Below are 13,868 nucleotides of genomic sequence, written 5' to 3' on the forward strand. Positions count from 1 at the left end.
TTCGTCTAGACCGGCTCCTCCGCACTGGACACTTCCGGCTCGAAGCGCGTCAGTGCGGCCGTGATGTTGTCGTGGCCGCCGCGCTCGTTCGCCCAGGCGACGAGCGCCTCCGCCAGCGTCACCGGATCGGTGCCGACCCGGGAGACGGCCTCGTGCAGCACCCGGGCGAGATCCTCGGCCGGCGACGCGTAGTTCCACAGCCCGTCCGAGCACGCGAGCACCCAGCCCGGCTCCTCGAGCACGACGGAGGCGATGGTCGGCGACTCGTCGTGCGCATCCGCGCCCAGCCACTTCGTGATCGCGTGGGCGTCGGGTGCCGACTCCGCCTCCTCGCGGCTCGTGCCCGAGGCGATCTGCTCCTGCGCCCACGAGTCGTCCACGGTCAGCTGCCGCGCCGGGCCCGCGTCGGGGATCCAGTAGCTGCGGCTGTCGCCGACGTTGCCGGTGACCAGCAGCGCGCCGTCGAGGATCGCGGCGGTGAAGGTGCACGACGGCGGGTTCTCCCGCTTCTCGGGCACCGCGGCGTCGATCGCCCCGGAGGCGCGCGCCACCGCCATCTGCAGCAGCGCGCCCCAGCGATCGGCTCCGCGCGCCTCCTCGGCGACCTCGGCCTGCAGCGCGCTCAGCGCCGCCCGCGCCGCGGCGAGGGAGGCGCGATCGGAGTCGGGGGTCGACGAGACCCCGTCGCAGACCACCAGCAGAGCGGTGCGGAGAGCCCCCTCGGACGCCACCGCACCGAGCGCCATCGCGTCCTCGTTCGCCGGGTGGCGGATCCCCCGGTCGCAGACGCCGCCGACCAGCGGGTGCGGCGCCTCGGCCCAGTGCTCGCGCTCGGTCGGCGCCCGCTGCCCGCACTGCTCGCAGTAGCCGTCGTCGGCGACCGCTCCCCCGCAGTACACGCACGGGGCGGGTTCGGGCGCCGCGGGCTCGGCCGCGCGCACGATCAGCGTGCTGCCGCAGGCCTCGCAGAACGCGTCGCCGGCGGTCACCGGCTCGCCGCAGACCGGGCAGGCCGTCGCGAGGCTCACGTCAGCGTCCAGCGGCGCACGTCGTTGGCGCGGTCGACGAGGCGGAGCCGCTCCTCCTTCTCGCCGGTCGAGCTCGCGAGCGCGCGGTACGAGGCCTCGAGGCCGTCGCGGATCGCGGCCTCGTTCGCCTCGACTCCGCCCAGCATGGCGCCCTCGGCCGGGCCGTCCCGGCGGACGAGCTCGAGCGCCGACTCGAGCACGCCGGTCGTCAGCTCGAGCCGGGTGCGCTGGTCGATCGCGACGGAGTCGATGCTCGACAGGGCCGCCGAGAGCGACGGGAGGCCGCGCCCGGAGCCGGCCAGCAGCTCGGCGCGGCGGCGGCGCGCGTCGACGTAGGAGGACCGCGTGGGCGTGACGATGTCGAGGGCGTCGAGCGCCCCGTCGAGGTCGGCGCGGTGCTGACGCACGCGGGCGAGGCCGAAGGCGGCCGGAGCGGTGTAGTTCGCATCCGCTCGCGCGCAGATCACGTAGAGCGACTCCGCCACCTCGGGCTCGCCGCTCGACTCGCAGGCCGCCGCGAGAGCGAGCTTGGGCGCGAGCTCGCCGGGCACCTGGCCGTAGACGGTGTTGAACGAGGCGCGGGCGCCGACGGAGTCGCCGCGTGCGAGCTGCGCGAGGCCGCTCATCCAGACGGCCCGCCACTCCCACGGGTCCTCGGTGAGGATCTCGCCGGTCGCCCGCGCGACCTCGTCGAAGCGCTCGGCCTCGATCGCGGCGCGGGCGCGCGCGAGCCGCACCTCGACGGTGACGGTCGGCGCGAGCGCGAGGGCGCGGAGCCGGACGATCGGGTCGGCCACGTTCACGCCGGCCAGCCACGCCTTCGCCGCGTCCGACTCGTCGATCTTGAGCAGCGGCAAGGCGTCCCACGGCAGCGGCCGATCGACGACATCGGCCACGGGCGCCTCGAACAGCGCCGACTCGGTCGAGTGCAGCGCGGGGTGCCCGGGCCCGCGGTCGGTGGCCACGACCTCGCGCAGCACCCCGAGCAGCTGCCCGCGCATCTCGTCGACGGTCGCGAAGCGGTCCTGCGGGTCGGGCGCGCAGGCCTTGGCGATCAGGCGGTAGAACGAGTCGTAGCGCTGGAACAGCGGGGTCTCGGAGACGGGCGGCAGCGACGCCACGTAGGTCGTCTGGTTGCCGCGGAAGTCGAGCACGAGCGAGGCGATGGTGCGCCCGATCGTGTACACGTCCGACGCGATCGAGGGCCCGACCTCCGGCACCTCCGGTGCCTGGTAGCCGACCGTGCCGTAGATGGCCGACTCGTCGTCGTCGGCCCGGCGCACTCCGCCGAGGTCGATCAGCTTGACCTGGTCGCCGACCTGGATCATGTTGTCGGGCTTGAAGTCGCAGTAGAGCATCCCGTGGTCGTGCAGGTAGGCGAAGGCGGGCATCACCTCGAGCACGAACGCGAGCGCCTGGTCGACGGGCAGCGGGTCGGCCGCTCCCCCGTTGGCGTCGAGCCGCTCCTTCAGGATCTGCTTGAGGCTCGGCCCGCCGACGTACTCCATCACGATGTAGCCGGCGCCGTCGTGCATCACGAAGTTGTAGATCTCGACGATCAGCGGATGCTCGACCTCGGCGAGGAACTGGCGCTCGGTGATCGCGGCCGCGTACGCGTCGGGGTCGCCGGAGTTCAGCAGGCCCTTGAGCACGACGAAGCGGCCCGAGACGTTCTGGTCGCGTGCGAGGTAGATCCAGCCGAGTCCGCCGTAGGCGAGGCAGCCGACCACCTCGTACTGCCCGCCGACCACGTCGCCCTGCTCCAGCTGCGGCGTGAACGAGAACGGCGTGCGGCAATTGGGGCAGAAGCCCTCGGTGCGCCCGGGCTTGCCGTCGCGGCCGCGGCCGACGGCGGTGCCGCAGTTCGAGCAGAAGCGCTTGCGCTCGGGGAGCACCGCCTCGGCCATCAGGGCGGCCATCGGGTCGGCGGCGGGGCGGGAGGGCACGGTGGTGAGCCCGGCGCCCAGGCGCGGTCCGCGCAGGCGCGTCGAGGTGGTGCCGACGCGGCGCGTCACCTTCGAGCCGGTCTGCGCGGTGCGCGCCGAGCCGAGCGCGGCGGTCGCGAGGCGGGCGGAGGAGGTGCGTCCGCTCCGCGCGGTCGCCGCTTCCTCTGCGTCGGGGGCGGCGGAGGCGTCGGGGGTGCCCTCGACGAAGCCGGTCCCGAAGGCGGCCGAGGCCGTCGCCGGGGCGGCGGCACCGCGCGCCGTGGGCGCCGAGGCCGCCGCTCCGGTCTCGGGCGGCAGCCCGCAGACGTTGCAGTAGCCGTCCTCGATGACTCCGGTGCAGCCCGGTGTCGAGGTGCAGGGTGAGCCGTTCATGCGGTGGCCTTCCGGGTGGAGGTGGGGAGATCGCGGGTGACGACGTCGTACTGCTCGACGAGGTGGCGGGCGAGCGGCACCGGGCAGGGCACGGCGTCGAGGGCGGCGCGCACCTCCTCCTCGGCGGCGATCCCCACGGCGGAGGCGGCGCGGCCGTTCGCCACGGCCCGCTCGCGGAGGGCCCGGAGACGGAATCCGAGCGCCGCCCGCTCGCGCAGCGGCGAGGTGTAGGCGGCCTCGACCGCGTCGAACGCGCGGCCGACGGCGGTGAGCCGGGCGAGATGCGCGTCGAGCGCCTCGCGGTTCGAGGGCGGGTCGCCGAGCCGCGAGACGTCGGGCACGGCCAGGCGCGGCGGGTCGGCGATCTCGCGGCGGCAGCGGGCCACGAGCTCGCGCAACGGCGCCTCGCGACGCTCGGCCGCCTCCGCCAGCTCGATCGCCCGCCGGCGGTCGCGGTCGAGGCCGCGGCGCTCGGAGGCGGCGATGATCAGATCGCGCTCGAGACGGGCGGAGTCGTTCTCGAGCTGGCCGAGCGGGCCCGACACGTCGGCTCCGCGGCCCGCCTTCTCGGCCAGCGCGTCGAGGCGCGAGCGCAGCACGGCGACGCGCTGCGCGGAGTCCTGGTCGACGGTTCCGCGGTTGTCGCGCGTGAGGTCGCGGCAGCGCTCGATCTCGGCGCGCATGCCGACGATCCGCCCGGCGACGTCGGTACCGCTGGGATCGAGCTCGAGCCGCGACTTCAGCTGACCGACGACCGCATCGCAGAGCCGCACGGCCTCGACGAGCGAGACCGCGGCGCTCGCGCCCGAGCCGGAGGCGTCGAGCCGCCCCCAGATCAGCTGCGACATCCGCTCGCGGGCGACGACGTCGACGCGGCCCGAGTCCCAGACGAGCTCGAGCTCGGCGAGCCGGCGCGTGACGGACTCGCGCAGCGACTGCGCGAGCACGACGTCGGAGGTGTAGCTGTCGGCCTGCGGTGAGGCGAGCGCCGCCGCGTCCAGCCGCGAGAGCTCGCGGGTGGTGCGCTCGAGCCAGCGCCCGAGCGCGGCGAGGTACTCGAACAGCTCGCGCTGCGGCACCGCCTCGCCGAGGCGCCCGGGAGCGACCGGACTGCCCTCGGCGGTCCCCGTGACGCTCATCGTCCGTAGGTCGCCGCGGGAGGGGACGCCGCCCCGAGCTCGCCGAGCCAGCGGTCGTAGATGCTCTGCCAGCGGCCGTCGGCGCGGACGCTCTCGAGCGCGGCGTTCACGAAGCGCACGTAGTCGGTGTCGTCGGCGGGCATGCCGAGCCCGTACGGCTCGGAGCTGAGCTGGTCGCCGATGACCTTCGCGTACGGGTCCTGCGCGACGAACCCGGCGAGGATCGTGTCGTCGCCCGCGATCGCGTCGACGGTCCCCTCCTGGAACTGCGCGAGGCACTGGGTGTGGGTGTCGGCGGCGACCGCGTCGACGTCGGGGTAGTCGCTCTCGAGCCGGCTCAGCGTGGTGGTGCTGCGCGGCGCGCAGACCTTCCGGCCGGCCAGTCCGTCGATGCTCGTCGCGTCGTCGTCCTCGGAGACGAGGACCTTGAGGCCCGCGTCGTAGTACTCGGACGAGAACGCGATGCTGCTCCAGCGATCGCAGGTCATCGTGAGGGTGCGGGCGACCATGTCGACCTGCGGCGCACCCTCTCCGCCCGTCAGTGCGGGAAGGCGCTGGGCGGAGGTGATCACCACGAAGGTGATCGCGGCGGGGTCTCCGAGGATCGCTCGCGCCATCTCGCGGGCGATGTCGACGTCGAAGCCCTCGATCTCGCCGGTGAGGGGGTTCCGCGCGCTCATCAGCAGCGTGTCGGCCGAGACGCCGACGCGCAGGGTGCCGGCGGCGCGGATCTGCGCGAGCCGGGTGCTGTCGGCGACCCCGGTCGGGGCGTAGGAGGTGACCGCCGACGGCGAGCACTCGGTCGCCGCGGGCGCGGCGCTCGCGGTCGCCGTGGGGGTCGCGGTCGGCGTCGCGGTGCCGACGGCGGCTCCGAGGTCGTCGGCACCGGTCGTGCAGCCCGAGACGGCGAGGGTCGCGCCGAGCACGAGCGCGACGGCGGCGGTTCGGAGGGAGGAGAAGCGCAGGCGGTTCATCGGTACTCCTCCAGTCGCTGCGAGACCCCTCGCCAGGCGAGACCGGCGCCCACCAGGCCGGCGGCCAGGAGGATCCAGGAGGCGATCGAGGAGATCGCGCCCCAGGTGCCGAGGGTGGCACGGGTGATCGCCGCATCGTCCTCCACGGCGTCGCCCGCGGCCACGCTGAACGCGGTGAAGGCCTCGTTCGCCGACCCCTCGCCGGTCGCCACGGCCAGCCCGACGGCCTGGTCCCAGCGCCCCTCCTCGTCCTCTTTCCGGATCGCGTCGTGCTGGGTCAGCCATGCATCGAGATCGCCGACGAGCGCGCTGTCCACGGTCCCGTCCGCCACGCCGTCCTGCAGCTTCTGCCGCGCCTGCGCCGCCGCCTCCTGGAACTGCGCCTCGAGCGCCGCGCCCGAGCCGCGCTTGATCAGCGTGAAGCTCTCGAGCGACTTCGCGTCGGTGGCGGCGGTGAGCGCCTGCGAGACGGCGAGGGTCGCACGGTAGGACTCGCTGCGCACGGTGGCCGCGTTCGAGGCGGTCGTGCCGAAGGCGACTCCGCCGGCGATCCCGAGCACGAGGAGCAGACCCGTCGCCGTGGCCAGCGGGCGGTTGAGATAGCGGTGGGTGCGCCGGGCGAGCCAGATCTGCGCGCCGACCATCAGCAGCAGCATCGCGAGCGAGCCGATGAGCAGCAGCGTGCTCCAGCGCACCGTGTCGTAGGCGCCGGCGACGCGGTCGGCGCCGGCGCCGACCAGGTCGTTGAGGTCGTCGAGCACTCCGCCCTCGGCGGTCAGGACGGCGGACGCCTGGTCGAGGTAGGCCGAGCCGACCGGGAACCCCTGCCGGTTGTTCGCACGGGCCTGCTCGATGTAGCCGCTGTAGGTGGTGAGGTCGCGCGCGACCGCCGCGAGGGCCTCGGCGTCGCGCGGCTCGGAGGCCGCGAGCGTCGCCAGCTGCGCCGCAGCGTCCTGCACATCGCCGGTGAACACCGCCCGCTGATCGGCCGGTTCGAGCCCGCCGACGAGGAACGTGTTCGCGGCGATCGCGTTCGCGCCGACCAGGAGGTTCCGCACGTCCTGCACGCCGACGATCTGCGTCGACTGCTCACGCGCCTCCGCCGCAGCGCGCGCCTGCATCGCTCCCGCCTGCTGGGCGAAGACGCCGAAGAGCACCGCGGCGACGGCGGTCAGCACGAGCAGGAGGCGGAGGGTGCGCGGAGTGGTCGAGGTCGCCCGCGCGAGCAGGGTCGGCTTCGCGGCGGGTGCGGGTGCCGGGGCGGGTGCCGGGGCTGTGGGAGGCGGCGCGGTGACGGTGCTCATGTGTTCTCCTCCACGGGTGCAGCCTCGGCCTCGACCACGTCCTCCGGCTGCAGGATGCGCAGGTCGTCGAGCGTCGGCTCCTCCGTGTCGCGCAGCCGCCAGGCGTGCCGGGCGATGGAGGCGTCGAGCACGTTGCGCACCCAGCGGCCGTTGCCGAACGCCTCCGTGCGCTCCTGGGCCGCGGCGAGCTCGGCGAAGGCGGCGAGCGCCTCCGAGGTCGGCTCGAAGTCGGCCGAGGAGGCGAGGCGCGCGAAGATCGCCGACAGCTCGTCGTCGGAGTAGTCGGCGAAGTCGATCGTCGTCGAGAAGCGGCTCGCGAGCCCGGGGTTCGTGTCGAGGAAGCCCTGCATGGGCCCGGAGTAGCCGGCCACGATCACGACCAGGTCGCCGCGGTGGTCCTCCATGTCCTTGACGAGCGTGGTGATCGCCTCGGCACCGTACTGGTCGAGCGCGAGGGCGTAGGCCTCGTCGATGAAGAGGACTCCGCCGCGGGCCTTCGCGATGACCTCGGCGGTCTTCATCGAGGTCTGGCCGAGGTAGCCGGCGACGAGCTCCGAGCGGTCGACCTCGACGAGCACGCCCTTCGAGAGGATGCCGAGCGCGCGGTAGATCCGCGAGACGAGCCGCGCGACGGTGGTCTTGCCGGTGCCCGGGTTTCCGGTGAAGACGAGGTGGCGGGTGAGCGTCGGCGTCGTGAGGCCGGCTGCCTGGCGGAGCGTGTCGATGCGGAGCAGCTGCGTCTGCCGCTTGATCTCGCTCTTGACCCGGTCGAGCCCGATCAGCGCGTCGAGCTCGGCGAGCAGATCCTCGATCTTCTCGGGTGGGGGCAGCGGCTCCGGCTCCTCCTCCGCGACCGGGGCGGCGGGCGGAGCCGCCGCGACCTCGTCCTGCGGCCCGTCGTGCTCGGTGCGGCGCAGGCGCGCGAGGATCTCGTCGACTCCGGGCACCCCCGCGGGCAGATCGGCCGGGAGCGAGGAGGCGGGGGACGACGAGGGCGGCGCTGAGGTCCGCTGGAGCGGCGCGGAGCTCGCCGGCAGTGCGGAGAGCTGGGCGGCGGCCGTCGCGGAGGCGGCGGCGATGCCTCCGATACCCGGTTCGCCCAGTGCGCTCGCGGCCGAGACGACCTCGGTGAGGGCGCGCGCGTAGGCGTTCGCGTGGGCGGAACCGGCCGCGACGAGCGAGGCGAGCAGGTCGGTGGGCGAGCTGCGCCACCGCCGCCCGCGGGAGGCCGCGGTGAAGAAGGCCTCGAGGCCCCCCGGCGTCCCGGTCTGCGCGAGCCAGTCCTGGCCGGCTCCGGTGATCGACTCGGCGACCGCGGCCGCGAGCCGACCGCCCTCGTCGCGGACGGCGGCGGCGTCCAGGCCCGCTCCGGATCCGGTGAGGACGAGCGCGTCGAGCGCGGAGGCGAGCGCGGTCACGAGGCGCTCGGCGGCTGGAGGGAGCTCGGCGAGCTCGGCGGTTGGAGGGAGCCGGGTGCGCTCGGCGCGTCCAGCCCGCTCGGCGACAGCGACGACTCCGTGAACTTCTCGGCGAGGAACTGCCCGTGCGCGATCAGCGCCGAGGCGTCCTGACGCGAGACGGCGTCGGAGATGCGGTCGAGCGTCGCCCCGAGCAGGTCGAGCTGGTCGCAGAGGATCATCAGCGAGGTCTTCCCCTTGTGGACGGCGCGGCGGTCGGCGAAGTCGCGCGGGAGGCGGAGGTAGCCCTCGACCGCCTCGGGCAGGTAGCTGGTCGCGGTCGCGACGACGGTGTGGCCCTGCTGGCTCATCGCGCCGAGGCGGTCCAGCCGCGGCACCATCTCGCGCACCGTCTCGTCGACGCGGCGGATGCGCGCCGAGACGAGCGGCGGCACCCGGCCGCTCGTCGACGCGGCGACCCGGTCGAGCGCCGCGAGGATGTCCTCGCTCGACGGCACGCGCGGGAGCGAGGGAGCGGACTCCTCCGCAGCGGCGGCGTCGTCGCCACCGCCGAACAGTCGGGAGAGCCAGCCCATCGGCTATCGGCCGAGATCGAGCGAGGAGGTCGCGTCGATGTCGGAGTTGCTGCGGCGCGCCCGCTCGACGTACTCGCCGGCCTTCGCGGTCTCGGTCTGCAGCACGCCCACCGTCTGGGCCATGCTGTCGAGCGCCTTGATCTTGAAGTCCGAGATCGAGTCCATCGTCTGGTAGATGTTGGCGAACGCCGCCTGCAGCTGCGGGAGTCCGACCGTGGCCGACGCCGCCTGCGACTGGATGCTCGCGGACTGCTCGGCGAGCATCCGCGAGGTGGCCTCGATCATGTTCGAGGTCGTCGTGTTGAGCGCGGTGATCTGATCGAGCACCAGGCGCTGGTTGGCGAGGGCCTGCGCGACGATGACCGCGGTGCGCAGCGCCGAGACGGTCGTCGTGGTGGCGCGGTCGACGCCCTTGATCAGTTCGACGTTGTTCTTGATGACCACGTCGATCGCGAGGTAGCCCTGGATCGAGACGGCCAGCTGGGTCAGGAGGTCCTGGTGCTTCTGGCGCGCGTAGAAGAGGACGTCCTCGCGCAGGGCCCGGGCGCGGTCGGGGTCGGTCGCGTCGAGCTCGGCGATCTTCGCCGAGAGCTTCACGTCGAGGCGCTCGGCGACGTAGATGTACTCGTTGAGACGCGTCATCGTGTCCCACAGGTTCTGCTTCTCGAGGTTGAGCGCCGCGTTGTCCTTGCGCAGCTCGTCCTGGCCGTCGTACAGCGCCTGGATGATCGCGTTGAGGTGCGACTGCGCGCTCTCGTAGCGGCGGAAGTAGTCGGTGATCTTGTTGCCGAAGGGGATGAATCCGAGGATCTTCTTCTGGATGTTGTCCTCGGAGGGATCGAGGTCCTCGACCGTGCGACGCAGCTCGAGCAGGGTCCTGCCGATGTTCGAGCCCTCGCTCAGGCCGCCCTCCTGCAGGGCGCGCACCGGGGTCTTCAGCAGCCGGTTGGAGGAGTCGGCGGCCGAGCGGATGTCGGCGTCGCCCATCGTGCGGATGTCGTTGGCCTTCGCCGCGAACTCGGGGCTGCGCGCCTCCGTCTGCAGGAGCGAGTCCAGGTAGCCGTCGACCTTGGCCTCGAGGCCGGGCAGCGCCTGCTCGGGCACCTTCGGCGCGATCGACGGCGCCGACGTCGTGGGTACGGCGTCGACCGGAGCCGGCGGCGTGAGCGAGAGGGCGTTCTGGGGCGGCTGCAGGGCCTCGGTCATCGGGATCCTCACCGTTTCCTGGCGCTCGGCGCCGACTGCGGATGAACGTCGGGACAGTGTATCCCGAGGCGTCGCCAGGGAGCCCCGGGACGGGTCACCTGCGGCGCAGGGTCGCGACCGCGACGCCGCCGAGCGCGATCGCGCCGCCGATCAGGGCCGCGAGCGGCGGAGTCTCGGCGAGCACCAGCCACGAGAGCAGCACGACGACCGCGGGCACGGCGTAGGTCGTCGCGGCGGTGCGTCCCGCGCTGGTGCGGGCGAGCACGTAGCCCCAGGTGGTGAAGGCGACGGCGGTCGGGAACACGCCGAGGTAGACGACCGCGAGGACGGACGGGAGCGGGGCTCCGGCGAGGTCGCCGACGAGCTCCGGCGCGAACGGCAGGCAGGCGGCGGTCGCCGCGAGGCAGCCGATCCAGGTCATGGTCGGCGCGTCGATCCGGCCGAGCAGCCGCTTCTGGAGGGTCGCGGCGCCGCCGTAGAGGACGGCTGCGGCGAGCGCGAGGACCACCCCGATCGCGTCGAACTGCCCGGTGGAGGTCGAGATCGCGATGACCGCGACTCCGGCGAGCGCCACGAGCATGCCGCCGAGCAGGCGCCTCGGGAAGCCCTCGCCGAGGAGGAGGCCGGCCAGCACGGCGGTGATCATCGGCGCGATGTTGACGATCAGCGCGGCCGTTCCCGCGTCGACGTGCCGCTCGGCGGCGTTCAGCGCCAGGTTGTAGAGGCCGAACCAGGCGACGCCCCAGACGATCACGAGCACGAGGAGGCGGCCGCGCGGGAGCGGGCGGCGCTCCGCTCGGGGACGGCGCGCCGTGAGAACGAGGTGCACGACCGTGAGGGCGACCGAGCCGACGACGATCCGGCCGAGCGTGAGGGCGCCGGCGCCGAAGTCCTCGCCCGCGATCCGGATGCCGACGAACGCCGACGCCCAGAGGAGCACGGTGGTCGCGATCGCGAGCCAGAGGAGGGTGGAGCTGCGGCGGGTGGTGGTGGTGTCGGTCACGGTCCATGGTCTCGTGCCCGAAGGCGCTGCGTTCCGCGCCCGCCCCGGTGTCCTCGCAGCACGACGGAGCACGATGTGCCGGTGACCCCCGTCGATCCGATGCCCCTCGTCGATCCGCCGACCCGCATCGCGCCCGCGCTCGGCGGACCGCGCATCCTCCGCCAGCGCTGGACCGAGGCGTCCTTCCTCCACTGGCGCGTGGATCCGGCGCTCGTCGCGCCGCACCTCCCCCGCGGAGTGCGCCCCGACGAGTTCGACGGCTCGTCGTGGGTGGGCCTCATCCCCTTCCGTCTGTCGCGGACGGCCTTCCTGGGCGGCCCGCGGGTGCCCTGGCTCGGCACGTTCCCCGAGGTCAACGTGCGGCTCTACTCGGTCGACGAGCGGGGTCGCCGCGGAGTCGTCTTCGTCTCCCTCGAGGCGTCGCACCTCCTGCCCGTGCTGACGGCGCAGGCCGTGTTCGGGCTCCCCTACCGCTGGGCGCGCATGGGCATCGAGCACCGCCACGGTGCCGTGATCTACTCCACTTCTCGCATCCGCGACCCGGCGGCCCGCTCGCGCATAGTGGTGCGCCCCACTCCCGGATCCGACGCGTCGGAGGACCCGCTCGCCTCGTTCCTGACCTCGCGCTGGGCCTACCACGAGACCCACCTGGGCTCGACCTGGTACGGCCGGAACCTGCACCGGCCGTGGCCGCTGCAGCGCGCGTCGCTCCTGGCTCTCGACGACGGGCTGCTCGACGCGGCGGGATTCCCGGGGCTGGCGGCGCGCGCGCCGGACTCGGTGCTGTACTCGCCGGGGGTCGAGACGGTGTTCACGGTGCCGCGGCGGGTGGCGCCGTAGCCTGGAGCGATGCGGAGTCGCGCGGCCGTCACGGTGCTGGGTCTTCTGGCCTGCGCGCTGGCGCTCGGCGGGTGCGCGATGTCCTCCCCGCCGGTCGGCGACGACGGGCCGGCGGGCTGCGTGCCGCTCGTGCGGATCGAGCCGAGGGTCGCCTCCCCCGGTGAGACGGTGACGGTCGTCGTCGCCGACGGCTGCGACCTCGAAACGCCCGAGGACGGCTGGGACGTCGTGGTCGCGCCGGTCGGAGGACTCGAGTCGGGGGTCAGGAGCGTGGTCTCGACGGATCTGGGCGAGGGGTTCTCGGTCGACGTCGTGCTGCCGGCCGACTTCCCGGCGGGAGAGGCGTTCGGCGGGATCGACGGGTGGGACTTCTCGCACTGCCCCGACTCGGCGAGCTGCGCGAGCCCGACCGGGGACTTCACGGTGCGCTGACGAGCGCGAGCAGGCGTCGTTCCTCCACAGAATCGACTTCGCGGAACCGTCCACAGAACGGTCTCCGCTGAGCGGCCGATGTCGGTGGTCCGTGGTGTCATCCTCGTATGGTTCTTCTGGATGGGGATGCGAGGCCGCCGGGTGGCGTCTCGGTGCGCGAGTGCTTCGATGAGGCGCTGGTGTCGGCGGTGGGTGCGGCCTGCGCGGTGGACGCCTTCCTGGGGCAGGCGCAGGCCCAGCGCTACGAACTGGTCGAGCTCGCACGGCTCGCGGCCCTCGCGCTGCCGGAGGCTCTCGTCGATCCGCACGTGCAGAGGCACGTCGAGGTGAGGGAGGCGGCGCAGCGAGCGCTGGTCGCCGACATCGCGACGGGCATGCGGATGTCGGAGGCGGATGCACGCGCACTGATCGAGGAGAGCGCACTGCTCGTGAACGAGCTGCCCGGCACCTTGACCGCGCTGCGGGAGGGGCGCTGCACCCCCGAGCACGTGCGGGTGATCGTCCGGGCCGCCTGGGACGTCCCCGCGGAGGTGCGCGAGCGTCTCGACGAGGAGGCCGCGGCGCTCGTGGTGGCGCTCACTCCCGGGCAGGTGCAGCGCCGGCTCCGCTCGATCCGGGAGCGGCTGCATCCGGAGTCGGCGACGGCGCGGCATCGGCGGTGCGCGGAACGCCGCGGGGTGTGGCTCGGCGGGGAGGCCGACGGGATGGCGACCCTGCACCTGCACCTGCCCGCCCCCGAGGCGCACGGCGCGTTCGACCGTCTCGATCGGGCGGCGCGTGAGCTCGCCGCGGCACCGGAGGAGGCGCGGACAGTCGGCCAGCTGCGGGCCGACGTGGCGGCGGCACTCCTTCTCGACGGGGAGACCTCCCCGGACGACGAGCACCGGGCCACCGTCGCGTCCGTGCCGGCGGGGATCCGGCCCCGCGTGTCGGTCACGGTTCCCGTGCTGACGCTCCTCGGGCGCTCGGAGGAGCCGGGCACCCTCGACGGATACGGGCCGATCGACCCCGAGACCGCACGTCGGCTCGCGGCCGACGCTCCCTCGTTCACCCGGATCCTCACGCATCCCGAGTCCGGCGCCGTCCTCTCCGTCGGGCGCGACTCCTACCGCGTCCCCGTGGATCTCCGGCGGCACCTGCAGCACCGCGACGCGACCTGCCGGTTCCCCGGCTGCATCCGCTCGGCTGTGGACAGCGATGTCGACCACGGCATCGAGTGGCAGAACGGCGGCGCGACCGACGCCGAGAACCTCGCCCACCTCTGCCGGCACCACCACCGCCTCCGACACACGACCACCTGGACGCTCCGGCATCGGCCCGGAGGCGTCCTGGAGTGGACCAGCCCCACCGGGCGCCGACACACCACCCGCCCGGCCGAGCCCGAGCCGCCGTTCGAGCGGGGACGAGGACCGGACAGAGGACGCGAACCGGATCGAGGACGCGAGCCAGACAGCCGACGCGAACCCGAGGGAGTACGCGAACCGGATGGAGACCGGCTCCGAGCGGAGGTGACGCCGCCGTTCTGACGGAGAACCCGACGGAGAAGGAGTCGGGCCGGGGTGCTCCTGCGAAGGCCGATGAAAGGATCGAACGCAGAACGCAGAACGCAGAACGCAGAACCTAGACCCTAG

12 protein-coding genes are annotated in these 13,868 nt (G+C 73.7%); 3 read left to right on the top strand and 9 right to left on the bottom strand.

Features of this window, described 5'->3' with window-relative positions:
• Nucleotides 1-5 precede the first annotated feature (5 nt).
• From GSU68_RS14305 to GSU68_RS14345, 9 genes are all read right to left on the bottom strand, one after another.
• Nucleotides 6-1,028, bottom strand: coding sequence for a PP2C family serine/threonine-protein phosphatase (locus tag GSU68_RS14305; protein ID WP_244259291.1), 1,023 nt, complete (start codon nucleotides 1,026-1,028; stop codon nucleotides 6-8).
• Nucleotides 1,025-3,346: a serine/threonine-protein kinase gene (locus GSU68_RS14310; RefSeq protein WP_159909359.1), complete on the bottom strand. Its 2,322-nt coding sequence runs from the start codon at nucleotides 3,344-3,346 to the stop codon at nucleotides 1,025-1,027. Before GSU68_RS14310 ends, GSU68_RS14305 begins: the two co-directional genes overlap by 4 nt.
• The gene (locus GSU68_RS14315) at nucleotides 3,343-4,485 is read right to left on the bottom strand and encodes a hypothetical protein (RefSeq protein WP_159909360.1); all 1,143 of its coding nucleotides are present in this window, start codon (nucleotides 4,483-4,485) and stop codon (nucleotides 3,343-3,345) included. Before GSU68_RS14315 ends, GSU68_RS14310 begins: the two co-directional genes overlap by 4 nt.
• Nucleotides 4,482-5,459, bottom strand: a complete 978-nt coding sequence (locus GSU68_RS14320; protein WP_159909361.1) for a glutamate ABC transporter substrate-binding protein — start codon at nucleotides 5,457-5,459, stop codon at nucleotides 4,482-4,484. Before GSU68_RS14320 ends, GSU68_RS14315 begins: the two co-directional genes overlap by 4 nt.
• Nucleotides 5,456-6,763, bottom strand: coding sequence for a hypothetical protein (locus GSU68_RS14325; protein ID WP_159909362.1), 1,308 nt, complete (start codon nucleotides 6,761-6,763; stop codon nucleotides 5,456-5,458). Before GSU68_RS14325 ends, GSU68_RS14320 begins: the two co-directional genes overlap by 4 nt.
• Complete coding sequence (locus GSU68_RS14330) at nucleotides 6,760-8,181, bottom strand: AAA family ATPase (protein ID WP_159909363.1); 1,422 nt, start codon at nucleotides 8,179-8,181, stop codon at nucleotides 6,760-6,762. Before GSU68_RS14330 ends, GSU68_RS14325 begins: the two co-directional genes overlap by 4 nt.
• On the bottom strand, nucleotides 8,178-8,756 hold the full coding sequence (locus GSU68_RS14335) for a hypothetical protein (RefSeq protein ID WP_244259292.1): 579 nt from the start codon (nucleotides 8,754-8,756) through the stop codon (nucleotides 8,178-8,180). The genes GSU68_RS14330 and GSU68_RS14335 overlap by 4 nt, the downstream gene beginning before the upstream one ends.
• A gap of 3 nt (nucleotides 8,757-8,759) precedes the next feature.
• Entirely contained in the window at nucleotides 8,760-9,962 is a 1,203-nt protein-coding gene (locus GSU68_RS14340; RefSeq protein WP_159909364.1) for a toxic anion resistance protein, read from the bottom strand.
• 94 nt (nucleotides 9,963-10,056) lie between these two features.
• Nucleotides 10,057-10,965, bottom strand: a complete 909-nt coding sequence (locus GSU68_RS14345; RefSeq protein WP_159909365.1) for a DMT family transporter — start codon at nucleotides 10,963-10,965, stop codon at nucleotides 10,057-10,059.
• 81 nt (nucleotides 10,966-11,046) lie between these two features.
• On the opposite strand from GSU68_RS14345, the gene GSU68_RS14350 reads away from it, so the two are divergent.
• The 3 genes from GSU68_RS14350 (at nucleotide 11,047) to GSU68_RS14360 (ending at nucleotide 13,763) form a co-directional block, all read left to right on the top strand.
• Nucleotides 11,047-11,805: a DUF2071 domain-containing protein gene (locus GSU68_RS14350; protein ID WP_348272494.1), complete on the top strand. Its 759-nt coding sequence runs from the start codon at nucleotides 11,047-11,049 to the stop codon at nucleotides 11,803-11,805.
• 9 nt (nucleotides 11,806-11,814) lie between these two features.
• On the top strand, nucleotides 11,815-12,237 hold the full coding sequence (locus GSU68_RS14355; RefSeq protein WP_159909366.1) for a hypothetical protein: 423 nt from the start codon (nucleotides 11,815-11,817) through the stop codon (nucleotides 12,235-12,237).
• A 179-nt stretch (nucleotides 12,238-12,416) separates the two neighbouring features.
• Nucleotides 12,417-13,763 (top strand): HNH endonuclease signature motif containing protein, encoded by a 1,347-nt coding sequence (locus tag GSU68_RS14360; RefSeq protein ID WP_159909367.1) that lies wholly within the window; start codon nucleotides 12,417-12,419, stop codon nucleotides 13,761-13,763.
• Nucleotides 13,764-13,868: the final 105 nt, after the last annotated feature.

Origin of the sequence: Rathayibacter sp. VKM Ac-2759 (assembly GCF_009834225.1) — a bacterium.
In the GTDB taxonomy this organism is placed as follows: domain Bacteria; phylum Actinomycetota; class Actinomycetes; order Actinomycetales; family Microbacteriaceae; genus Rathayibacter.

Bases quoted from the DNA above. Each gene is read 5' to 3' on its own strand.
- GSU68_RS14310 (WP_159909359.1), bottom strand. From the start codon at position 3,346: ATGAACGGCTCACCCTGCACCTCGACACCGGGCTGCACCGGAGTCATC.
- GSU68_RS14315 (WP_159909360.1), bottom strand. From the start codon at position 4,485: ATGAGCGTCACGGGGACCGCCGAGGGCAGTCCGGTCGCTCCCGGGCGC.
- GSU68_RS14320 (WP_159909361.1), bottom strand. From the start codon at position 5,459: ATGAACCGCCTGCGCTTCTCCTCCCTCCGAACCGCCGCCGTCGCGCTC.
- GSU68_RS14325 (WP_159909362.1), bottom strand. From the start codon at position 6,763: ATGAGCACCGTCACCGCGCCGCCTCCCACAGCCCCGGCACCCGCCCCG.
- GSU68_RS14335 (WP_244259292.1), bottom strand. From the start codon at position 8,756: ATGGGCTGGCTCTCCCGACTGTTCGGCGGTGGCGACGACGCCGCCGCT.
- GSU68_RS14340 (WP_159909364.1), bottom strand. From the start codon at position 9,962: ATGACCGAGGCCCTGCAGCCGCCCCAGAACGCCCTCTCGCTCACGCCG.
- GSU68_RS14355 (WP_159909366.1), top strand. From the start codon at position 11,815: ATGCGGAGTCGCGCGGCCGTCACGGTGCTGGGTCTTCTGGCCTGCGCG.